This is a genomic window from Alcanivorax sediminis (genome assembly GCF_009601165.1).
GTDB classification, from domain to species: Bacteria; Pseudomonadota; Gammaproteobacteria; order Pseudomonadales; family Alcanivoracaceae; genus Alcanivorax; species Alcanivorax sediminis.
The window spans coordinates 1,646,536-1,668,255 of record NZ_WIRE01000001.1; the positions used below are offsets into that span (position 1 = coordinate 1,646,536).

Sequence of the window (21,720 nt, forward strand, 5' to 3'; positions counted from 1 at the left end):
AGGGTCTTGTCGTGGAGGGCCAACAAATGGTGAGTTCGGGCCGTCCCTGGGGAAATGCCGGTGTGCCGGGCATTTACGTGGTGTTGTTGTACGACCTGCTGGTCAATCTTGGGCTGGATGCGCCCGCGCTGCTGGCTGGACTGGGCGTCAGTCGTGACGAGTTGCTGGCGCCGGATCGGCGGGTCTCCATGTCGCTGGCTCAGACCGTGGCCGAGCGCGGCGTGGCCATGGTGGGCGCGCGAGGGCTGGGCTTTCGCTATGCCCGTGCCATGAGTATTACCTTGCATGGGCCCGTTGGCCTGCTTGCGCTGTCCAGTGCCAGTGCCCAGGATGCGCTGGCGGCAGCATGCCGTTTTCTCGGTCTGCGTGCTCCCTTTCTGGAAATTGAGCAGACTCGTCAGGGGGAAATGGCCCACCTGAAATTGCGTTCCACGGTGCCGCTGGGGGTGGCCCATGACTTTGTGATTGAGGCCATGCTGGTGGGGCTGGCGTTCATGGTGGAGCAATTGCTGGAGGCGTTGCCTGACGGGGTGGAGATCCACCGCCGAGGACCGGCGCCGGATTATCTGGATGCCCTGCAGCACGATGTGGGGGTGACGGTGCTGTTCGATCAGCCAGACGATGCGCTGGTGTTTCCCATGTCAGCCCTTGAAGCCCGGCCCCGGTTGGCGGATCCACAGGTGGCGGCTATTGCCCGTGAACAGTGCGAGATGCAGTTTCGCCAGTGGCGCACCGAGGGAGAGGGGGTGATGGCCGAGCGGATTCGGTCTGCTCTGCAGGACCGGCCAGCCCCGTTGCCATCGTTGGAAGCCATGGCCGACAAGCTGGCGGTGTCGGCGCGCACCCTGAAGCGCCACCTTCAACAGGCCGGTCTGAGCTACCGGCAATTGCAGGATGAAGAGCGCTATCGCCAGGCTCAGCGTCTGCTCGCGAGCCCGGAAAACAGCGTCAGTGAAGTGGCCTACACACTGGGGTATAGCGATGTGGCCAACTTCTCCAAGGCGTTCAAGCGCTGGAGTGGGCTGACGCCGAAGGGGTATCGGGAGCAGCATTAGCACTGCAGAAGCGAGTGACGAGTTTCGAGTTACGAAGATCAAAACCCTTCCGCAGAGAGGCGCTTTGGATTTTGCTTTTCGAAACTCGAAACTCGAAACTCGAAACTCGAAACTCGAAACTCGAAACTCGAAACTCGAAACTCGAAACTCGAAACTCGCCAACAAAAAAGGCCGCGCCCGATGCCGGGCGCGGCCTTTTTATAAACTGACAGTCGCTTGCCAGTTGGCGGAAGTCTTACTTGTTCTCGAAAGCAGCAACAGACTTCAGGATCTCGGCTTTAGCAGCTTCAACGCCGTCCCAGCCATCTACCTTCACCCACTTGCCCGCTTCGAGATCCTTGTAGTTCTCGAAGAAGTGCTTGATCTGGGCCAGCAGCAGCTCGGGCAGGTCGTTGATGTCCTGCACGTTGTCGTAGGACTTGGTCAGCTTGCTGTGCGGTACCGCAACCAGCTTGGCATCCTTACCGGCTTCGTCGGTCATGTTGAGGATGCCCACCGGGCGACAACGGATCACGGAGCCAGGAACCACCGGGTAGGGGGTGACTACCAGAACGTCCAGCGGGTCGCCGTCTTCAGACAGGGTGTTGGGGATGTAGCCGTAGTTGGCCGGATAGAACATGGGGGTCGCCATGAAGCGGTCCACGAAGATGGCGTGGCTGTCCTTGTCGATCTCGTACTTGATCGGGCTGGCATTGGCCGGGATCTCGATGGCCACGTAGATATCGTTAGGGACGTCTTTCCCGGCGGGAACCTTATCAAAATCCATGGTCTGTCCTTCTCAACAGGGTTGGTGGTGGGCGCGGATTATAGCAACGGCAAGGCCTCGCGGCTAATGGGCGAAGGTCGAAGGGGCTTAAAGAATCGGAATAAGCTTATTCTGGAGGGAAAACGGCGCCCGGGCGGGCGCCGCGTATGCAATTTTTAAGCTATTGGGCTGCCTGCCAGGCCGGGTAGTTGCCCTCCAGCAGACGCACTTTCCTGAAACCGGCATCTTCCAATGCGGTTGCTGCGGCACTGGCACGGCGTCCGGAGACACAGTAGAGCACGATTTCGTCTTTTTTATACTGTTCGAGCATGTCCAGGTGGTGCTCAATATTTTTGGCCGGCACCATGATGGCTCCGGGGATATGGCCCGCCAGAAACTCATCCTCATCCCGCACATCAATAATGATAGGGCTCTGCTGGCTCGACATTTCCTGCTTGAGTTGCTCGACGGTAATACTGTCTGCAGCCCATAACGGGGAGCTGAGACAGACAAATAACAGCGTCAATGTTGCAAGTAGCGCCTTCATGATGATGACTCCTGTCGGGTGTTATCCCATTCCTCAAGTTCATCCCACAGCTTGTCGGCATCCCGAACCATACTGGCAATGGATGGCTTGGCGGCAGGGTTGGAGAAGCTGGCTGCCAGCGCGCGACTGGCACACTCGTATACAAACTCTTTTCGGCTCATGTCAGCAAGGGACTTGGTCACGCTCTCTCCTTTTTTGTTCTTTTCCCCACGTTAGCACTGCGAGGGAGGGGAGCATAGCGGTGGCGTCTAATCGGTGACTTTTGGGGTGTAACGGGCACAATAAGAGCCTGAATGACAGGCCCGTCTGCAAGGAGTCCGAACCATGTCAGTACATGAAGTCAGCCATCCCCTGGTCAAACACAAGCTTGGCCTGCTGCGGCAGCAGAGCCTGAGCACCCGTAGCTTTCGTCAACTGACGTCGGAGATCGGCAGTCTGTTGACCTACGAAGCGACCGGGGATCTGGAGCTGGAAGACTACAGTGTGGACACCTGGATGGGCCCGGCGCCGGCCCAACGGATCAAGGGGAAAAAAGTGACTGTGGTGCCTATCCTGCGTGCCGGGCTTGGTATGCTGGATGGTGTGCTGGAGCTGATTCCCAGTGCCAAGGTCAGCGTGGTGGGCGTGTATCGGGACGAGGAAACCCTGGAACCGGTGGCTTATTTCGAGAAGCTGGCCCACGACATCGACGAGCGCCTGGCGCTGGTCATTGATCCCATGCTGGCCACAGGCGGGTCGCTGGTCGCCTGTATCGATATGCTCAAGAAAGCGGGCTGCCAGCAGATCCGCGCGTTGGTGCTGGTGGCCGCTCCTGAAGGGATCAAGAAGGTGCAGGCCGCCCATCCCGACGTGGAGATTTATACCGCATCGGTGGATCAGGGGCTGAATGCCGATGGCTACATCGTGCCAGGCCTGGGCGATGCCGGTGACAAAATCTTCGGGACCCGTTGATTGGTCGAAGGCGCCATGTTGGCAGCCTGAATCACGAAGGAAATGGCGAGGGGAAGTGTTGATGAATCAGCCTGGCTTCTGGAACTGGAAAATTATCCTGATTGGCGCGCAGATGCTGTTTGTGGCCTTCGGCGCCATGGTGCTGATGCCGCTGCTGACGGGGCTGGACCCCAGTGTCGCACTGTTTACTGCCGGGCTTGGCACGTTGCTGTTTCAGTGGATCACCCGACGTTCCATTCCCGTTTTCCTTGCGTCTTCCTTCGTGTTCGTTGCGCCTATCTCCCACGCAGTGAAGCAGTGGGGCGTGCCCGCCACCATGGGGGCGCTGTTTTGTACGGCCATTGTCTACGTGGTGCTGGGGGCTTTGGTGAAGTGGCGGGGGCCAGGCTTCCTGCACAAGTTGATGCCCCCCGTGGTGACCGGGCCGATCATCATGGTGATCGGGCTCAGCCTTGCCCCTACCGCGGTGAATTTCGCCATGGGCCTGGATGGCACTGGCGACATGGAGATGTTCCCTTATGCAGATGCCTTGCTGGTCTCCATGGCAGCCATGTTGACTACCTTGTTGGTGGCCACGCTGGGCCATGGTCTGTTCCGGCTGTTGCCGATCCTGTGTGGTGTGCTGGTGGGGTATCTCACCGCGTTGGCCATGGGCATGGTGGATTTCACCACGGTCAGCCAGTCGCGCTGGCTGGAAGTGCCCGCCTTTATTGCCCCGACCTTTTACTGGCCTGCGATTCTGTTCATGGTCCCCGTGGCGCTGGCTCCGGCCATTGAGCATGTGGGGGATGTGCTGGCAATCAGTAACGTCACCGGCAACGACTATATACGCAAGCCCGGTCTGCATCGCACCCTCACCGGCGACGGTGTGGCGAGCATGGTGGCGGCCCTGTTTGGTGGCCCGCCCAATACCACCTATTCAGAGGTGACCGGAGCGGTGATGCTGACCCGGGTGTTCAATCCGGTGGTGATGACCTGGACTGCCCTGTTTGCCATTGGCCTGGCGTTTATCGGCAAGTTCGGGCAGTTGCTGCAGAGCATTCCTACCCCGGTGATGGGGGGCATCCTGATCCTCATGTTTGGCTCCATCGCCAGCGTGGGCATGAACACGCTGATCAAGGCCCGGGTGGACCTGCATGCCCAGCGTAACCTGGTGATTGTGGCGGTGACCCTGATCTTTGGTATTGGCGGCATGGTGGTGGGCAATGGCGATTTCACCCTGCAGGGCATCAGCCTGTGTGGGCTGGTGGCGGTCATTCTCAACCAGGTTTTACCGGATGCGCCTGTGGTGGCGGATGACCTCCATGAAGAGCAGGCGTTTGTTGATGACTTGCTGGAACATGCCAGAGAGAAGAAACAGCCATGAAAATGTGGGCCTGGGCTGTTTGTAAAAAGCCGACCTGGGTTCTGCGACCGGAGCCGGCATTACAGTACAATCGGCTTCCTGTAATGGCATGACTGAATTGATCGCTTGATGAACCTGTCTTCACCCATCGGTATTTTCGACTCCGGCATTGGCGGCCTGTCTGTGGCCCGGGCGGTGCGCGAGCGTTTGCCCGGCGAAGATATTCTCTACGTAGCGGATTCCTGCCATGCGCCCTATGGCGACAAGGCCGATGATTTTATCCGTGATCGCATGCATGCGATTACCGAGGTGTTGCTGTCCCGCGGGGCCAAGGCGGTGGTGGTGGCCTGCAATACCGCTACCACGGCGGCCATTGCGCAGCTGCGTGACAGTTATGCCATTCCCATCATCGGCGTGGAGCCTGGGGTAAAGCCCGCGGTGGAGAGTACTCGTAGTGGTGTGGTGGGCGTTCTGGCCACACCGAGAACCCTGCAAACCCATTCCTTTGAAAGCCTGGCTGCGCGTTTCAGCAGTAATGTGAAATTGCTGGTGCAACCCTGTCCGCGTCTGGTTCACCAGATTGAAGCGCTGGATTTCGACAGCGTCATTACCCATGACCTGCTGCAGGAATATGTCTCTCCGCTGTTGGCAGAAGGGTCGGATACCATTGTGCTGGGCTGTACCCATTATCATTTTCTAGCCGAGCAGATTGCCGCCGTAGCGGGACCGGATGTGACCATCATCAGCACCCAGCAGGCAGTGGCACGGGAAGTGGCGCGGCGGCTGGAGCAGCACGGGTTACTGGCGGCAGGCGACAGGGAAGGACTGGCTGGGTTTGTTTCCACCGGGGATCAGGCTCGCTTCAGAACCCAGGTCGACACGCTATGGGGCGAGGGTGGAATGATTTACCCCTTTTCATAAATACCGATATGGCCAGGAGCTGGCTGTAGGCGGTGTTTCGCGTCAGGCATCCGGCGTCCAGCTTCAGGCGTCCAGCTTCAGGCGTCCTTAAAGCGGACACAAAAAAAACGCCCTGCAATGCAGGGCGTTTTTTTTGTGTCCGCTTTAAGGCTCATTACACCTCAAAGTGATCGTTCAGCTTCTTGGCCACCGGCACCAGCTTGAGCTTGGCGAACTGGGGCAGGCCGTCCTTGTAGGGAGGGTAGGACTCGCCACCGATGAGCGGTTGCAGGTATTCACGCGCCGCCGGGGTGATGCCGAAGCCATCCTTGGTGATGAACTTGCGGGGCATGGCTTTTTCCACGTTGGCCACTTTCTTCAGCGGTGCTTCGCCAATGGTCCAGCTGTATTTCTTGGTCTTCTTGCGTTCGATGGTGGGCATCACCGCGTTTTTGCCTGCCACGGCGAATTCCACGGCGGCGCGGCCTACGGCATAGGCCTGCTCCATGTCAGTAGCAGAACCAATGTGGCGAGCGGCACGCTGCAGGTAATCGCTCACTGCCCAGTGATATTTGTAGCCCAGCTCGTCTTTCACCATCTGGGCAATCACCGGGGCAACACCGCCCAATTGCTTGTGACCGAAGGCATCAGTGGTGCCTGCGTCGGCCAGGAAGGTCCCGTCTTCGTAACGAGCGCCTTCGGAGACCACGATCACGCAGTAACCCACTTTCTTCACGGTGGCCTCGACCTTCTTCATGAAAGCCGCCTTGTCGAAGGCGATTTCCGGGAACAGGATCAGGTGCGGAGCGTCGTCGTTTTCTTCCTTGGCCAGACCGGCGGCAGCAGCAATCCAGCCTGCGTGGCGACCCATCACTTCCATCACGAACACCTTGGTGGAGGTGGCGCACATGCTGGCCACGTCCAGCGCCGCTTCGCGGCAGCTCACGGCGGTGTACTTGGCCACGGAACCGAAGCCAGGGGACACGTCGGTGAAGGGCAGATCGTTGTCCACGGTCTTGGGCACGTGGATGGCCTGGATCGGGTAGCCCATCTTCTCGGACAGCTGTGACACCTTCAGGCAGGTATCCGCAGAGTCGCCGCCGCCGTTGTAAAAGAAGTAGCCGATGTTGTGGGCCTTGAACACTTCGATCAGACGCTCGTACTCGCGCTGGGAAGTTTTCAGGTCCTTGAGCTTGTAGCGGCAGGAACCGAAAGCGCCACCGGGGGTGTACTTGAGCGCGTCGATGGCGCTTTTGCTTTCCTTGCTGGTGTCGATCAGTTCTTCCGTGAGGGCACCGATAATGCCGTTACGGCCGGCATAGACCTTGCCGATCACATCCTTGTTCTCGCGTGCGGCTTCGATAACACCGGCGGCGGAAGCATTGATGACAGCGGTAACACCGCCGGACTGAGCGTAGAAAGCGTTTTTACGCGCCATGTGACAGACCCCTTGATTCGATTTGCGTGCATTCTAGCGAAGGCGGGGCGGAAACACACCCGATGTTGTCGGACGAAGCAGCTGCAAGCCACAAGCGTCAAGCTACAAGGCGCGGTTTCAGGCTACCGCATCGACGATGCTGTGCCCGCGACCATGGCGTTGTGGTTCGCGGAGAAAGCGTTCAAGGTGTGGCGATGCAGGTGCTCGTGTTGCAGCTTGAAGCTTGTAGCTTGTCCCTCCGCTTGCCTTTCCCTCCCGCTCTGGAAGAATAGCCTCCCATGAAAGCTTTGATGACTTTGTTCTGGCGGCTGGCGATTTTTCGGGCCGGGCCGGAAGATACGCCGTATTCCCCCACCATTCTTGCCGTGGTGTTGATGATGTGGACTGGCCTGCAGCTGGTGGTTGGTCTGTCTCAGAACGATGTGCCGGCGGGGCTGTTGCTGGTCAGTCAGTGGCTGGCGTTGGGCATACTGCTCTTTAGTACTCTGGTGTTGTTGTCCTTCAAGGGGTTGGCTGGCCGCTGGATGCAGACGGCTATCGCCTTGGTGGGTGTGGACGTGGTGCTTTCTATCGTCAACCTGCCGTTGCTGGCGGCGGGCGTTCTGCTGGGTGGGGCCTCAGGAGGTCTCGAGGTCTTCTATCTGTTGCTGGTCAGTTGGCAGCTGGCTGCCCAGGCATTCATTTTTCACCGCGCCCTGAATGTGGGTCCGTTCCTCGGGCTGGCCATTGCCATGATGTTGCTGGTGCTGAGTTTCGGCACCATTGCGACGGTGCTGCCTTCCGTGCTGGTGCCTGCGTCCTAGCATTGGTCTCCTGTCTGGGGTCGGGGCTCAAGGACCGAGTTACGAGAAGCGAGTTTCGAAAATCAAAACCTGACCCGGATACGGGCTGTTGTTTGCCTTTCGCTCCTCGTCACTCGTACCTCGAAACTGCTTCTCAATACCGAGTCAGATACTGAATCACCATGGCCGCCGCCGCGGTGCGGTTTTCCACCCCCAGCTTGCGGAAGATCTGTTCCAGGTGCTTGTTCACGGTCCGTGGGCTCAGTTCCAGGATCTGGGCAATTTCCCGGTTGGTCTTGCCGTGGGCGATCCACACCAGTACCTGGGCTTCGCGTTGGGTGACGTGCAGGGAATTTTTCAGTAGCTCCAGTTCCGCATCGCTGTCGATATGGAGCAGGCGGAACAGATGCTCGCCGGCTTCCGATTGCCCCAGATAACGCAGCTGCAGGTTGCCGGGTAGTTGGTTGAGTTGCTGTCCCGGCTCCGGGCTGTGTCGCAGCCACTGCCCCACCTGCTCCGAGAGTGCGTCCCGCTCCACGTCGGTTTTTTCCAGAAGCTGATCCACCTGCGGCGTGCCCCAGCGCCATCGCCCTGTGTTGTCCGTGGAAAAACTGCTTTGCCCAAGCCGATCCAGGGTGGTGTGTGCACTTTGGGTCATGCGTGCGTTATTCAGGTGCACCTTGATACGGGCAATCAATTCGTTGGGGCGCACGGGCTTGGTGACGTAATCCACGCCGCCAGCTTCCAGGCCACGCACCACATCGGCGCTTTCGGTCAGGCCGGTCATGAAGATCACCGGTACGGAAGACAGCATCGGGTTCTGCTTCAGTCGGCGACAGGTCTCGAAACCGTCCAGGTTTGGCATCAGGGCATCCATGAGAATCAGGTCCGGCGTCATCTTCTCGGCAATGCCCAGTGCCTGTTCACCTTCCAGGGCAATCAGTGCCGTCAGGCCGGCCTGATCCAGCGCCTGGTGAATCATGCCGAGGGAGTCCGGTGAATCATCCACTACCAGGATAAGGTCTTTCCGTTGAGCGGCGCTCATGAGGCATTCTCCAGCAGGCGGATTACCGCCTGAAAATCGTACAGGGTCAGTCGGGAATCCAGATCTGCTGCCAGTGTGTCCGGCAGCAGCCCTTGGGCTTTTGCCTGATGAAGACGCTCGCGCAGACCAGAGAGGTGGCCGATCTCGGCCAGAGCCAGCAGTTCATCGCGCACGTCCTGGTCAAGAGAGGCATGCGGTTCAGCAGTGACCACCGGGATGCGTTTGGGCTCGGTGGCTTGGTGTAGCCAGCCAAGATTGAGCAGGCGAGCAAAGCTGTCCAGTAGCGCGCTCAGTTTCAGGGGTTTGGTCAGGTAATCGTTGTGCATGCCGTCAGGGATGTCCGGGTGATTCTCCCGGGCGTTGGCAGACAGCATGACGATGGGACCACGGTAGCCCTGGCGGCGAATGTGTTGCACCGTTTCCCAGCCATTCATGCCGGGCATGGAAATATCCATGAGTATCAGGTCCGGCTGGGTATGCCGGGCCAGCTGCATGCCGGTTTCTCCGTCTGGAGCCTCGTTGATGATGAAGCCCAGCGGCGTCAGCAGGTCGCTGATCAGGCCACGATGAGACGGATCATCATCCACCACCAGCAGGCTTTTGCGTTCGCCGGTATAGCCGATCACCGGGCGCCGTTCCGGGTTCACCGGGTCGGGGCCGTTGAGACGCGAGAGCATCACCGACAGGCGGAACTCGCTGCCTTGACCGGGTACGCTGCTGACCTGGATATCGCCGCCCATGATGTCGGCCAGCAGTTTGGTAATGGTCAGCCCGAGACCGGTGCCGTGGACACTGGGGATGCCGGGTTTTCGCACTCGCTCGAAGGGCCTGAAAATCCGCTGCAAGTCTTCCTCGTCAATGCCGACACCGGTATCGGCAATGCGGAATTCCGCCACCTGATTGCGATAGCGGAAGGTCATGGTCACCTGACCTTCGCGGGTGAATTTGATGGCATTGGAGAGTAGGTTGATCAGAATCTGGCGAAGCCGCTTTTCATCCGTGGTGACCCAATTGGGGATGGTGCTCTTGCTGAGGAATTCAAAGCCGATGCCTTTCTCGGCGGCCTGCAGCTGGAACATGGTGACGAGCTCATCAATCAGCTCCGGCACACACACCTGGTTGCGATACAGCTCCAGCCGGCCGGCCTCAATCTTGGAAATTTCCAACAACCCTTCAATCAGGTCAGAAAGGTGCTCGGTGCTGCGACGGATCGCGCCGATGGCATCGCGGCGGTTTTCGGGAATGGTAGGGTCCTGCTCCAGAAGCTGGGCATAACCGAAGGCGGCATTGAGCGGTGAGCGCAGTTCGTGACTGAGACCGGTGAGGTAGCGACTCTTGGCCTGGTTGGCGGCTTCAGCCAGTTCCTTTGCCTTTTGCAGTTCCCGGTCTGTCTTTTCGTGGGCCTTGATCTCTTCCATTAACATGCGGGTCTGGCGGCGGCTCTCCTCCTGGGCCACCACCCGGCTTTCGTGGGCAAGGACAAATAGCCAGGCGATCACGCCACTGATGATGATGAGGATGGCGAACACCTTGGTGAGCGTATCGGCCATCAGGATTTTGACATGGGGGTCGACGACCGGAATCTGGTAGTACACCAGCGCCAGGAAGCCACTCATGATCAGGGTGATAGTGACTAGCAGGCCAAGGAAGTGACCCAGCCGTGAACGCAAGTGGCTGATCAGGCCAGCCGGGAGGAAGCCTCCGACCCAGTCGATAACTTGTTCAGAGACGCGCGCGTTGGTCTTGCAGCTATCGTTACAGCGGGCATCCAGCGAACAGCACAGCGAGCAGATCGGGCCGTTGTAGGCAGGGCAGAAGGCCATGTCTTCCCGATCGAAGGTGTGCTCGCAAATACAGCAAGCGCGACCTTCCAGTTCTCGGCTGGAGTCCGGTGTGCGAGCAATGTAATAGCGGCTGCGGGTCAGAATGGCCAGCAAGGGCGTGGTGATGAAGGTGCTGGCCAGCGCAATGAACGAGGCCAGTGCATGGATGGTTTCGCCCCAGACGCCGGTCATGGCGCTGAGGCCGATGCCGGTGGCGATGAGCATGGAACCAAAACCCACCGGGTTCAGGTCATACAGATAGGCGCGTTTGAACTCGATATGTTTTGGGCTCAGACCCAGTGGCTTGTTGATCACCAGATCCGCCACCAGCGCGCCCATCCAGCCCACCGCCACCATGGCGTAGCTGCCCAGAATGGATTCAAACGCCCGGTAGATCCCGATTTCCATCAGCACCAGGGCGATCACCACATTGAACACCAGCCACACCACCCGGCCGGGGTGGCTGTGGGTGAGTCGGGAAAAGAAGTTGGACCAGGCGATGGAGCCCGCGTAGGCGTTGGTCACGTTGATCTTGAGCTGGGAGAGAATCACGAAGATACCGGCCAGTGCCAGCAGCATGGTGGGGTTGGTGGTGATATGGCTGAATGCCACCAGATACATGTGCATGGGCTCCTGAGCCTGCTCCAGCGGCAGGCCGTGGTAGAACGCCAGCACGGCCAGGAACGAGCCCGCGAGAATCTTGAGCCCGCCGAGTACGGCCCAGCCTGGTCCGCCACACAGCAGGGCGAGCCACCAGCGCCCGCGTTTGCCTTTCTGCGCTTCCGGCATGAAGCGCAGAAAATCCACTTGTTCCCCGATTTGGGCCACCAGCGAAAACATTACCGTGGCACCTGCGCCGAACATGACCAGATTGAATCCGCCGGTGCTGTTATTCAGCCCTTCGAAAGAGGCCCAGCGCGGCAGGGTGGAGGGGTCCTGCAGCAGGATGAAGACGAAAGGGAGTAGCTGCAGGATCGTCCAGACCGGCTGTGTCCACAGCTGGAAACGGGTCAGGGTGGTAATACCGTGGATCACCAGAGGAATGGCCACCAGAGAGCTGACCAGATAGCCGATCGTCGGTGGGATGCCGAACAGGATCTCCAGCGCCATGGCCATGATGGCGGCTTCCAGCGCGAAGAAAATGAAAGTGAACGAGGCATAGATCAGCGAGGTGAGGGTAGAGCCCAGATACCCGAAGCCGGCACCGCGGGTGAGCAGGTCGATATCCACTCCATAGCGGGCGGCGTAATAGCTTACCGGCAGACCAAGCAGGAAGATCACCGCCATCACGGCCACACAGGCAGCTACTGCATTGGTAAAGCCATAGTTCAGCGTGAGCGCCCCACCGATGGCTTCCAGGGCAAGGAAGGTTATCGCGCCGATGGCAGTGCCGGCCACCCTTCCAGCAGACCAACGCCGGGCTCCCTTGCCGGTGAAGCGCAAGGCAAAGTCTTCCAGTGTCTGGTTGGCTACCCACTGGTTGTAGCTGCGGCGTACGCGAAAGATGCGTTGCTCAATGGCCATGTCAGTACCGTTGCCGGCTGCGGAGGTCCGTTTCGCGGATGCCGTCAGGAATCGTTGCCGGGCCACCTTGCCCGGTCAGCGGCTGCAATATGTGAACAAAATTCACCTTCTCAGCTTTATGCATATATCGTGCCCGCATGTGTACGCGCATTACGGTAGGCGGCATTGCTGGCGGAGGGTATGCGTCAAATGACGTAGTGCGATGGCGCAATCACCGAATGGGAGGCGAGGGGGCGGATTCACATACTCGTTAGCGAGGGACACGACGTGCTTCCCGTGAATTTCGCTGATGAGGGGTAAACCATGAAACTGAGCAAAACCCAAACGTCCACCCGTCGGTCGTCCTGGACGCGCCGACATCTGCTGGGGGGCTTGATGGCGCTGCCGGCGCTGTTCGCCCTGTCCAATACTGCGCTGGCCGATGCGGCCAACACTACCGGGCTGGCGGTCACCGATGACACCGTGAAGGTGGGCATCCTGCACTCCATCACCGGTACCATGGCTATCAGTGAGACCGGCTCGGTACAGGCTGAGAAGCTGGCTATTGAGCAGATCAATGCGTCTGGCGGTGTACTCGGTCGTCAGATCGAATACATCCAGGAAGATGGTGCCAGCGACTGGCCCACCTTCGCCGAGAAATCCCGCAAGCTGCTGGTAAACGACAAGGTGGCCGCGGTGTTTGGCTGCTGGACGTCCGCTTCCCGCAAGGCGGTACTGCCGGTGTTTGAGCAGTACAACGGCATGCTTTACTACCCGACCTTCTACGAAGGTCTCGAACAGTCTCCCAACGTGATCTATACCGGTCAGGAAGCGACCCAGCAGATTCTGGCGAGCATCGACTGGCTGGCCAAGGAGAAAGGTGCCAAGACTTTCTACCTGCTCGGCTCTGACTACATCTGGCCGCGTACCTCCAACAAGATCGCCCGCAAGCATATCGACAAGCTGGGCCTGAAAGTGGTGGGCGAAGAGTACTATCCGCTGGGCCACACCCAGTTCAACTCTGTGATCAACAAGATCAAGCTGAAGAAGCCTGACGTCATCTTTGCTTCCGTCGTGGGCGGTTCCAACGTGGCCTTCTACAAGCAGATGAAAGCGGCCGGGGTGGATCTCACCAAAGAGAAGCCACTACTGATGACCATCTCCGTTACCGAGGATGAAATCCTGGGTATCGGCGGTGAAAACGTGGAAGGTGCCTATGCTTCCATGAAGTACTTCCAGAGCCTGACCAACGCCAACAACGAAGCCTTCGTGAAAGCGTTCAAGGAACGTTGGGGCGACGACATCGTGATTGGGGATGTGACCCAGGCAGCCTACCTCGGCCCCTGGCTGTGGAAGGCTGCGGTAGAAAAAGCCGGCTCATTCGATATCGCCAAGGTACAGGCTGCTTCACCTGGCATCGAGCTGACCACTGCGCCTGAAGGCTATGTACGCATCCACGAGAACCATCACCTTTGGTCCAAGGCGCGTATCGGCCAGGCCCAGACCGATGGCCAGTACAAGCTGATCTACGAAACCGAAGAGCTGATGGAGCCCAATCCGTTCCCGGAAGGCTATCAGTAAGCACTTGCGTTAACCGGTGCCCAGCTTGATCGGGCGCCGGCTTTTCCTTCAACGAATTCTTTCCTGTCTTGCCGACGTTCCTGATCGCAGTAAGCCAATCACTGTTTGGGAGTACCTGCCATGTTCGCTGACTATTCCATGACGGAGCTGATGTCCATCTTCGCCATGCAGGGGTTTGCCGGCCTGTCGCTGTTTTCCATCTTCGTACTGATGGCGCTGGGGCTGGCAATTATTTTTGGGCAAATGGGCGTGATCAACATGGCCCATGGTGAGTTCATGATTCTGGGTGCCTACACCACGTATCTGACTGCCCAGGTATTTGAAAGTGTGATGCCCGGTTTATACGGGGGTTATTTCTTTGTGGCCATGATCCTGGCCTTTGTTGTCACCTTTGCACTGGGGGCACTGGTGGAATGGTTGATGATACGACATCTCTATCATCGTCCTCTTGATACCTTGCTGGCCACCTGGGGCCTGAGCCTGATTCTGCAACAGACCTACCGCAGTGTGTTCGGTGCCCGTGAAGTGGGGGTGAGTCTGCCGGACTGGATGATGGGTTCCATCCAGGTTACCGATATGGTGGAAATTCCCATCAACGGTTTGTTCGTGATGGTGTTGTCCCTGCTGATTGCCTTTGCCGTTTACCTGTTGATGTTCCGTTCCGGCTGGGGCCGTCAGGTTCGTGCCGTGGTGCAGAACCGTCCCATGGCCGAAGCGGTGGGGATCGACAGTGGCCGGGTTGACCGGGTCACCTTCGCATTGGGGTGTGGTATCGCCGGTATTGCCGGCAGTGCCTTCACCATGATTGGCTCCACCGGCCCGACCTCCGGTCAGCTGTATATCGTGGATACCTTCCTCGTGGTGGTGTTCGGTGGCGCCCAGAGTCTGCTCGGCACCATTGCCTCTGCCTTCACCATTTCCCAGGCCCAGTCCACCATGGAGTTCTTCCTGAGTGGTTCCATGGCCAAGGTTCTTACCTTGCTGTTTGTGGTCGGCATTCTGATGCTGCGTCCGCAAGGTCTGTTTGCCCTGAAAGTGCGTCGCTAGGAGGCTGCCATGAAAGCGAATCTTTTCTTCGAATGGTTGAAGTCCCGCGAGGGCATCTACTATGTGCTGCTAGCCTTGCTGCTGGTGGTGGTCTTCCCGCTGGCACTGGATGCCTTCCGCCTCAACATGGTCGGTAAGTACCTGACCTATGCCTTCGCGGCACTGGGGCTGGTGCTGTGCTGGGGGCGCAGTGGCATTCTCAGTCTGGGGCAGGGGATCTTCTTTGGTCTGGGTGGTTACTGCATGGCCATGTTCCTCAAGCTGGAAGCGTCCAGCCCGGAGAACACGGCCATTCAGTCCACTCCCGGGATTCCCGATTTCATGGATTGGAACCAGCTCACCGCGCTGCCGTGGTTCTGGGAACCCTTCCACAGCTTTTCCTTCACCCTGATTGCGGTGCTGGCGGTACCGGCGTTGCTGGCCTTCATCATTGCGGTGGCCATGTTCAAGCGGCGTGTGGGTGGCGTGTACTTCGCCATCATTACCCAGGCCATTGCCGCCATCCTGACCATCCTGATCATCGGTCAGCAGGGCTTTACCGGGGGCGTTAACGGCATTACCGATCTGCGTACCTTGATGGGCTGGGATATCCGCACCGACGAGGCCAAGACACTGCTCTACTTCGTCTGCGTGGGCATGCTGTTTGTCTGTCTGATCGTGGGTGCCTGGGTGATGCGCAGCAAGCTCGGCCGCATTCTGCTCGCCATGCGAGACCAGGAAGACCGGGTGCGTTTCTCCGGCTATGACGTGGCGTCCTTCAAGATCTTCGTGTTCTGCCTGGCGGCCATGTTTGCCGGTGTTGGCGGTGCCATGTTCACTCTGCAGGTGGGCTTCATGTCACCTTCCTTTGTGGGCATCGTGCCGTCCATCGAAATGGTGATCCTGTGTGCGGTGGGGGGCAGGAACTCCCTGCTGGGTGCCATCTACGGTGCGCTGATCGTGAATGCCGCCAAGACGTTCTTCTCTGAATCCTTCCCGGAACTGTGGCTGTACGGCCTGGGCGTCCTGTTTATCGCCGTGGTGCTGGCCTTCCCGGATGGTCTGGCCGGTCTCTACCGCCGTTACGTGATGCCGTTGGAGAGCAAGCTGCCGGCCCTGCTGCGTCGCAGTGCCGACAACGCGCCAACCCTGCCTGTGGAGGAAGCGAAATGAGCCCGAGCAAACAAGATTTCATTCTGGCCGTAGAAGGCCTGACGGTGTCCTTCGATGGCTTCAAGGCGGTGAACGATCTGTCCCTGTATCTGGAGCCGAAAGAAATTCGCGTCATCATCGGTCCCAACGGGGCCGGCAAGACCACGGTGCTGGATCTGATCTGTGGCAAGACCAAGGCCACCGAAGGCTCCATCAAGTTCCAGGGCAAGGAACTGACCAAGATGAGCGAACACAACATTGTTCGCTCCGGCGTGGGGCGCAAGTTTCAGAATCCGTCCATCTATGAAGATCTCACGGTATTCGAAAACCTGGAAGTGTCCTATCCCGCCGGTCGTTCGGTGGTGGGGGCGCTGGCCTTCAAGCGCGATGCAGAAGTGATCAAGGCAGTGGAGGAGGTGGCAGAAACCATTTTCCTCACCGACATGCTTCACCAGGAAGCAGCGCTGCTCAGCCACGGCCAGAAGCAGTGGCTGGAAATCGGCATGCTGCTGATTCAGAAACCGGATCTGCTGATGCTGGACGAACCGGTGGCGGGCATGTCGGTGGCGGAGCGGAAGAAGACCGCGGAACTGCTGCGTGTGATTACCGAAAACCACACTGTGTTGGTGATCGAGCATGACATGCAGTTCGTCGGCGATATTGCTGACCGGGTGACAGTGATGCATCAGGGCAAGGTGTTGTCCGAAGGCTCTATTGATCACGTCAAACAGGATCCAAAAGTCATCGAAGTCTATCTGGGACACTGACACTTACGCGGGGTACTGATTATGTTGAACGTATCGAATCTGCAGGTGGCTTACGGCCAGAGCACCATCATCAACGGCATGAACCTGAACATCGCCGAGAACGAGATTGTGGCGGTGGTAGGGCGCAACGGCATGGGCAAGACCACGCTGATGAAATCCCTGATCGGGATGGAAAAAATGCGTGGTGGCAAGGCCGAGCTGGATGGTTTGGACCTGTCTTCGTTGAAAAGTTTTCAGCGCGTCAAGGCGGGGCTGGGGTTTGTGCCCCAGGGACGAATGATCTTTCCGACCCTGACGGTAAAGGAAAATATCGAAACCGGCCTGGCGGCCGTCGGCGAAAAGAAAGTGCCGGAGGATCTGTATGAACTGTTCCCGGTGCTGAAGGAAATGCAGAACCGCCGTGGCGGCAATCTGTCCGGCGGTCAGCAACAACAGTTGGCCATCGCCCGTGCCCTGGCCACGCGCCCGAAGGTGTTGCTGCTGGATGAACCCACTGAAGGGATTCAGCCTTCCATCATCAAGGATATGGCCAAGACGCTGAAACGCATTCGTGACGAACGTGGCTTGTCCATCGTGGTGTCCGAGCAGGTGTTGAGTTTCGTCATGGATGTGGCTGACCGGATTCTGGTGATCGAGAAGGGCCAGATCGTTCACGAAGAAAGTGGCGACGATGTGAATCAGGAAAAGATTGCTGCCTACCTGGCGGTGTAATTCCTTAACCGTAGAAAGGAGAAAGAACCATGCGACACGGGGATATTTCCAGCAGTCACGATACGGTAGGCGTTGCTGTTGTTAACTACAAGATGCCGAGGCTGCACAGCAAAGCCGAGGTGCTCGACAATGCCCGCAAGATTGCCGACATGATCAAGGGCATGAAGCAGGGTTTGCCGGGAATGGATCTGGTGGTGTTTCCCGAGTACAGCACCATGGGCATCATGTACGATCCGGATGAAATGATGGAGACTGCGGCCACCGTGCCCGGTGATGAAACCGCCATCTTTTCCGCAGCCTGCCGCGAAGCCAATACCTGGGGGGTATTTTCCCTCACCGGGGAGCGCCACGAAGAGCACCCGGCCAAGGCGCCTTATAACACTTTGGTGCTGATCAACAATGAAGGCGAGATCGTCCAGAAATACCGCAAGTGTATTCCCTGGTGCCCCATCGAAGGCTGGTACCCGGGTGATACCACCTATGTGACGGAAGGCCCCAAGGGCCTCAAGATCAGCCTGATCATCTGTGACGATGGTAATTATCCGGAAATCTGGCGTGACTGTGCCATGAAAGGCGCGGAACTGATCGTGCGTTGTCAGGGCTATATGTACCCGGCCAAGGAGCAGCAGGTGATGATGGCCAAGTCCATGGCCTGGGCCAACAACTGCTATGTGGCAGTGGCTAACGCCACAGGCTTTGACGGCGTTTACTCCTACTTCGGTCATTCCGCCATCATCGGTTTCGATGGCCGCACTCTGGGGGAATGTGGGGAAGAAGACATGGGTGTGCAGTATGCACAGCTGTCGGTGAGCCAGATCCGCGATGCCCGCGCCAACGATCAATCCCAGAATCATTTGTTCAAGTTGCTGCATCGTGGTTACACCGGCATCCATGCCTCCGGGGATGGCGACAAGGGAATAGCGGATTGCCCGTTCGATTTCTATCGCACCTGGGTGATGGATGCGCAAAAGGCCCAGGAAAATGTGGAAGCCATGACGCGTTCCACCGTCGGTGTGGCGGAGTGTCCGGTGGGTGAATTGCCCGTAGACGGGAAAGAGAAAACGGCAGGTGGCTGATGCCCTTCATCAATGAGCAGATGATGGCGAACAAGGAGGTGGCTGACCGGCAGCGCTGGTCTGTCGACCCCGGTCGCCAGAGCCGCTTCCTGTTCGATCCGGCTGAGGTCATGGCTCGCCTGCGGGCGCGCATCGTTGGCCAGGATCATGTGCTGGATAGCATCGACAACATGCTGCAGGTGCTCAAGGCGGATATCGGTGCTGCGGATCGTCCGTTAACCGTGCAGCTGTTTGTCGGGCCTACCGGTGTGGGCAAGACCGAAACCGTCCGACTGCTGGCGGAAGCAATTCATGGCAGTGCGGATGCGGTGTGTCGCATCGACATGAGCACCCTTGCCCAGGAGCACTATGCGGCCTCGCTGACGGGCGCACCGCCAGGCTATGTGGGTAGCAAGGAAGGGCAGACGCTGTTCAATGTGGAGGCGATTGCCGGCAGTTTCAGCAAGCCCGGCATCGTGCTGTTTGATGAACTGGAAAAAGCCAGCCCGGAAGTGGTTCGTGCCTTGCTGAATGTGCTGGAGCGGGGGCGATTACGCCTGAGTGCCGGGAATCGGGAGATTGACTTCCGCAACAGCCTGATCTTCATGACCAGCAATGTGGGTGCTGCACAGATCTCCCGTCTCGCCCATCAGCAACAGCAGCGCTGGTGGAGCTGGGGGAGCGCCCGGCAGCAGATCCATGATGCGGTGGATCATGCCTTGCATCAGCGATTCGATCCCGAATTCCTCAACCGTATCGATAACATCATTACCTTCAATCCCCTCGACAAGGATCTCAGTGAGCAGCTGCTGGATATCGAGCTGGATCGTCTTAATCGTCTTTTGCAAAAGCGCAAGGTGGTGTTGAGTCTGGGGGAGGGCGCACGCCGACACCTCTGCCGTTCACTGGATGCACGTTTCGGCGCCCGCGAGATGGCCCGCCGCGTACGCAATGAACTGTCGCCGCCATTGGCCCGGGTGATGCTGGACTATCCCCAGGCAGATACCTTTGAAGCGCGGATGGAAGGTGGGGCGCTGATTGTGATTCCGGTGTAGGGATGCTGGACGCTGGATGCCTTACGCCTGACGCTACAAGATTCAACCTGAGGTGCTTTCTACCGTAGGAGCCCTTGTGCTCGTCAGGGTATGCCTGCTCGCGATCCGAGCCTAAGCGAGCTAATGAGTTTCGAGTTGCGAGAAGCGAGTTTCGAAAGGCCAAGATTAAAACCCCGCGCCTGGCCACCGGGTTTTAGTTTTTCGAAATTCGGTACTCGAAACTCGCTTCTGGAATCCTTACCTCGCTTAGGCTCGGATCGCGGGCAGGCTCGTTATTCGCTGCGCTCACCCCTTCGGGGCCGCACTCCGTGCGTTACTCCGCTGCGCTACGTTCCTGCAGCGGGGTATAGCAAGTGTTTACCGATGCAAAAGGCCCGTCCGGCTTACCGGGCGGGCCTTTTTGCATCAGGCGTCAGGCATCCTGCGTCCATCAATACGTCAAATGACGTACGCCGAGTGGGACATGAGCGAATGGTGGGGCTGGGCAATTTTTCCGATAGTGGTTTCGCAACGAGGGAATCGCCTGCCGAGACAGGAGGTTCCAGTGGCTAACCGGAGGAGAGCTCACCATGGCTGAAACGATTATCAAGATTGATTTGAACCAATCACCTTACGAAAACGAGAACATTCATAACCGCTGGCACCCGGATATTCCCATGGCAAAAATGGTGAAGCCGGGTGACGACTTTATCCTCGAATGCCATGACTGGACCGGTGGCCAGATCAAGAATGACGATTGCGCCGACGACGTGCGTGATGTGGATCTGACCCAGGTGCACTTTCTGACTGGCCCGGTGGGCGTGGAAGGGGCCGAGCCCGGCGACCTGCTGGTGGTGGATATTCTTGATATCGGCACTTTCGAAGAAAGTCAGTGGGGCTTCAACGGTTTCTTCTCCAAGCAGAATGGCGGCGGCTTCCTCACCGAACATTTCCCGGAAGCGCAGAAATCCATCTGGGATTTCAACGGCATGTTCACCAAGTCCCGCCACATTCCGAATGTGGAATTTGCCGGTCTGATTCACCCCGGCCTGATCGGTTGTCTGCCCTCAAAGGAAATGCTGGATGAGTGGAACAGCCGAGAGAAAGAACTCTACGATACCGAACCGGATCGCGTACCTGGCCTGGCCAACTTGCCCTACGCCGACACTGCCCACATGGGCAAGTTGACCGGCGATGCCAAGGCCAAGGCTGCAGCAGAGGGAGCCCGGACTGTTCCGCCCCGTGAACACGGTGGTAACTGCGACATCAAGGATCTTTCCCGTGGTTCCCAGGTGTACTTCCCGGTTTACGTGAAAGACGCGGGTCTGTCCGTGGGCGATCTCCACTTCAGCCAGGGCGATGGTGAAATCACCTTCTGTGGCGCCATCGAAATGGCAGGCTGGATTCACCTGCGGGTGAACATCATCAAGGGCGGCATGGAGAAGTACGGCATCAAGAACCCGATCTTCAAGCCCAGCCCGATGGCGCCCAAGTATGACGACTACCTGATCTTCGAAGGTATCTCCGTGGATGAGGAAGGCAAGCAGCACTACCTGGATGTGCACGTGGCCTATCGTCAGGCCTGCCTCAATGCCATCGAGTACCTGAAGAAGTTCGGTTACACCGGAGCCCAGGCTTACGCCTTGCTCGGCTGTGCACCAGTGCAGGGGCATATCAGTGGCGTAGTGGATGTGCCCAACGCCTGTGCCACCCTGTGGTTGCCCACCGATATCTTCGACTTCGATATCAAGCCGGGGATGGATGGGCCGCAGCACAGTGTCGCGGGCAGCACCGATGTTCCTCTGTCCAAAGACAAGTAACGACGCAGATAAAGATAGGAGCTGATCATGCCGCTTTATGACTACAAGTGTTCCGACCACGGTCTGTTTCACGATCTGGTGCCCATGCAGGCCTCCGGAGAATGTGCCCCCTGTCCTACCTGCGGTGCGCTCTCCGCCCGGGTGATCATGGTGGCGCCGGAACTGCTGGATATGGCTCCTGAACGACGCCAGGCCTTTGAGCGGAATGAGAAGGCCGCCCACGAGCCTCGGCACGGCAATGAGCATTCCGAGAAAGAGCAGGGCTGCTGTCATCACAAGCGCAAATCCAAGCTGTTCTACACGGCGGAGGGCAACAAGATGTTCCCGTCGGCTCGGCCCTGGATGATCAGCCACTAGTTTACGGGTTTATGGCAGTAAACCTTCCCTTGCGGGCAACTGGATGTTGCCCGTTTTTTTTGCCGTTTCGCGGCCGCATCACA

At 58.4% G+C, this 21,720-nt stretch carries 20 protein-coding genes; 14 read left to right on the plus strand and 6 right to left on the minus strand.

Features of this window, described 5'->3' with window-relative positions; all coding sequences use genetic code 11:
- The first annotated feature begins 26 nt into the window (after window positions 1-26).
- The gene (locus GFN93_RS07480; protein ID WP_153500203.1) at window positions 27-1,055 is read left to right on the plus strand and encodes a helix-turn-helix domain-containing protein; all 1,029 of its coding nucleotides are present in this window, start codon (window positions 27-29) and stop codon (window positions 1,053-1,055) included.
- A gap of 235 nt (window positions 1,056-1,290) precedes the next feature.
- On the opposite strand, the gene ppa is transcribed toward GFN93_RS07480, so the two are convergent.
- The 3 genes from ppa to GFN93_RS07495 form a co-directional block, all read right to left on the minus strand.
- Window positions 1,291-1,821: an inorganic diphosphatase gene (gene ppa, locus GFN93_RS07485; RefSeq protein WP_153500205.1), complete on the minus strand. Its 531-nt coding sequence runs from the start codon at window positions 1,819-1,821 to the stop codon at window positions 1,291-1,293.
- 160 nt (window positions 1,822-1,981) lie between these two features.
- Window positions 1,982-2,347: a rhodanese-like domain-containing protein gene (locus tag GFN93_RS07490; RefSeq protein ID WP_153500207.1), complete on the minus strand. Its 366-nt coding sequence runs from the start codon at window positions 2,345-2,347 to the stop codon at window positions 1,982-1,984.
- Window positions 2,344-2,529 (minus strand): hypothetical protein, encoded by a 186-nt coding sequence (locus GFN93_RS07495; protein WP_153500209.1) that lies wholly within the window; start codon window positions 2,527-2,529, stop codon window positions 2,344-2,346. Before GFN93_RS07495 ends, GFN93_RS07490 begins: the two co-directional genes overlap by 4 nt.
- A 142-nt stretch (window positions 2,530-2,671) precedes the next feature.
- Here GFN93_RS07495 and upp point away from each other — a divergent pair, with 142 nt between their 5' ends.
- The 3 genes from upp (at window position 2,672) to murI (ending at window position 5,564) form a co-directional block, all read left to right on the plus strand.
- On the plus strand, window positions 2,672-3,298 hold the full coding sequence (upp, locus tag GFN93_RS07500) for a uracil phosphoribosyltransferase (RefSeq protein ID WP_153500211.1): 627 nt from the start codon (window positions 2,672-2,674) through the stop codon (window positions 3,296-3,298).
- 61 nt (window positions 3,299-3,359) lie between these two features.
- A complete protein-coding gene (locus tag GFN93_RS07505; RefSeq protein WP_153500213.1) occupies window positions 3,360-4,664 on the plus strand; it encodes a uracil-xanthine permease family protein in 1,305 nt (434 codons plus the stop codon).
- 108 nt (window positions 4,665-4,772) lie between these two features.
- Window positions 4,773-5,564: a glutamate racemase gene (murI, locus tag GFN93_RS07510; RefSeq protein WP_153500215.1), complete on the plus strand. Its 792-nt coding sequence runs from the start codon at window positions 4,773-4,775 to the stop codon at window positions 5,562-5,564.
- A 154-nt stretch (window positions 5,565-5,718) separates the two neighbouring features.
- Here the strand turns inward: murI and GFN93_RS07515 are convergent, their stop codons facing one another.
- Window positions 5,719-6,981, minus strand: a complete 1,263-nt coding sequence (locus GFN93_RS07515; protein ID WP_153500217.1) for a 6-phosphofructokinase — start codon at window positions 6,979-6,981, stop codon at window positions 5,719-5,721.
- A gap of 278 nt (window positions 6,982-7,259) precedes the next feature.
- Between GFN93_RS07515 and GFN93_RS07520 the strand changes: the two genes are divergently transcribed.
- Window positions 7,260-7,784: a hypothetical protein gene (locus GFN93_RS07520; protein ID WP_153500219.1), complete on the plus strand. Its 525-nt coding sequence runs from the start codon at window positions 7,260-7,262 to the stop codon at window positions 7,782-7,784.
- A gap of 133 nt (window positions 7,785-7,917) precedes the next feature.
- Here the strand turns inward: GFN93_RS07520 and GFN93_RS07525 are convergent, their stop codons facing one another.
- Both GFN93_RS07525 and GFN93_RS07530 read right to left on the minus strand, forming a co-directional pair.
- On the minus strand, window positions 7,918-8,808 hold the full coding sequence (locus tag GFN93_RS07525; protein WP_153500221.1) for a response regulator transcription factor: 891 nt from the start codon (window positions 8,806-8,808) through the stop codon (window positions 7,918-7,920).
- Window positions 8,805-12,155, minus strand: a complete 3,351-nt coding sequence (locus GFN93_RS07530) for a hybrid sensor histidine kinase/response regulator (protein WP_153500223.1) — start codon at window positions 12,153-12,155, stop codon at window positions 8,805-8,807. Before GFN93_RS07530 ends, GFN93_RS07525 begins: the two co-directional genes overlap by 4 nt.
- 303 nt (window positions 12,156-12,458) lie before the next feature.
- Here GFN93_RS07530 and urtA point away from each other — a divergent pair, with 303 nt between their 5' ends.
- The 9 genes from urtA (at window position 12,459) to GFN93_RS07575 (ending at window position 21,637) form a co-directional block, all read left to right on the plus strand.
- Window positions 12,459-13,715 carry an urea ABC transporter substrate-binding protein gene (gene urtA, locus GFN93_RS07535; protein ID WP_153500225.1) on the plus strand — a complete coding sequence of 419 codons (1,257 nt, stop codon included), beginning with the start codon at window positions 12,459-12,461 and terminating at the stop codon, window positions 13,713-13,715.
- A gap of 120 nt (window positions 13,716-13,835) precedes the next feature.
- Window positions 13,836-14,762, plus strand: coding sequence for an urea ABC transporter permease subunit UrtB (urtB, locus tag GFN93_RS07540; RefSeq protein ID WP_153500227.1), 927 nt, complete (start codon window positions 13,836-13,838; stop codon window positions 14,760-14,762).
- Between the two features lie 9 nt (window positions 14,763-14,771).
- On the plus strand, window positions 14,772-15,914 hold the full coding sequence (gene urtC / locus GFN93_RS07545) for an urea ABC transporter permease subunit UrtC (RefSeq protein WP_153500228.1): 1,143 nt from the start codon (window positions 14,772-14,774) through the stop codon (window positions 15,912-15,914).
- On the plus strand, window positions 15,911-16,660 hold the full coding sequence (urtD, locus tag GFN93_RS07550) for an urea ABC transporter ATP-binding protein UrtD (protein ID WP_153500230.1): 750 nt from the start codon (window positions 15,911-15,913) through the stop codon (window positions 16,658-16,660). The genes urtC and urtD overlap by 4 nt, the downstream gene beginning before the upstream one ends.
- A 21-nt stretch (window positions 16,661-16,681) precedes the next feature.
- Window positions 16,682-17,371: an urea ABC transporter ATP-binding subunit UrtE gene (gene urtE, locus GFN93_RS07555; RefSeq protein ID WP_153500232.1), complete on the plus strand. Its 690-nt coding sequence runs from the start codon at window positions 16,682-16,684 to the stop codon at window positions 17,369-17,371.
- A 29-nt stretch (window positions 17,372-17,400) separates the two neighbouring features.
- The gene (locus GFN93_RS07560) at window positions 17,401-18,447 is read left to right on the plus strand and encodes an aliphatic amidase (protein WP_153500234.1); all 1,047 of its coding nucleotides are present in this window, start codon (window positions 17,401-17,403) and stop codon (window positions 18,445-18,447) included.
- Entirely contained in the window at window positions 18,447-19,481 is a 1,035-nt protein-coding gene (locus tag GFN93_RS07565) for an AAA family ATPase (RefSeq protein WP_153500236.1), read from the plus strand. The genes GFN93_RS07560 and GFN93_RS07565 overlap by 1 nt, the downstream gene beginning before the upstream one ends.
- 569 nt (window positions 19,482-20,050) lie before the next feature.
- Window positions 20,051-21,280 carry a formamidase gene (gene fmdA / locus GFN93_RS07570; protein WP_153500238.1) on the plus strand — a complete coding sequence of 410 codons (1,230 nt, stop codon included), beginning with the start codon at window positions 20,051-20,053 and terminating at the stop codon, window positions 21,278-21,280.
- A gap of 27 nt (window positions 21,281-21,307) precedes the next feature.
- Window positions 21,308-21,637, plus strand: coding sequence for a zinc ribbon domain-containing protein (locus tag GFN93_RS07575; protein WP_153500240.1), 330 nt, complete (start codon window positions 21,308-21,310; stop codon window positions 21,635-21,637).
- The last annotated feature ends 83 nt before the right edge of the window (window positions 21,638-21,720 follow it).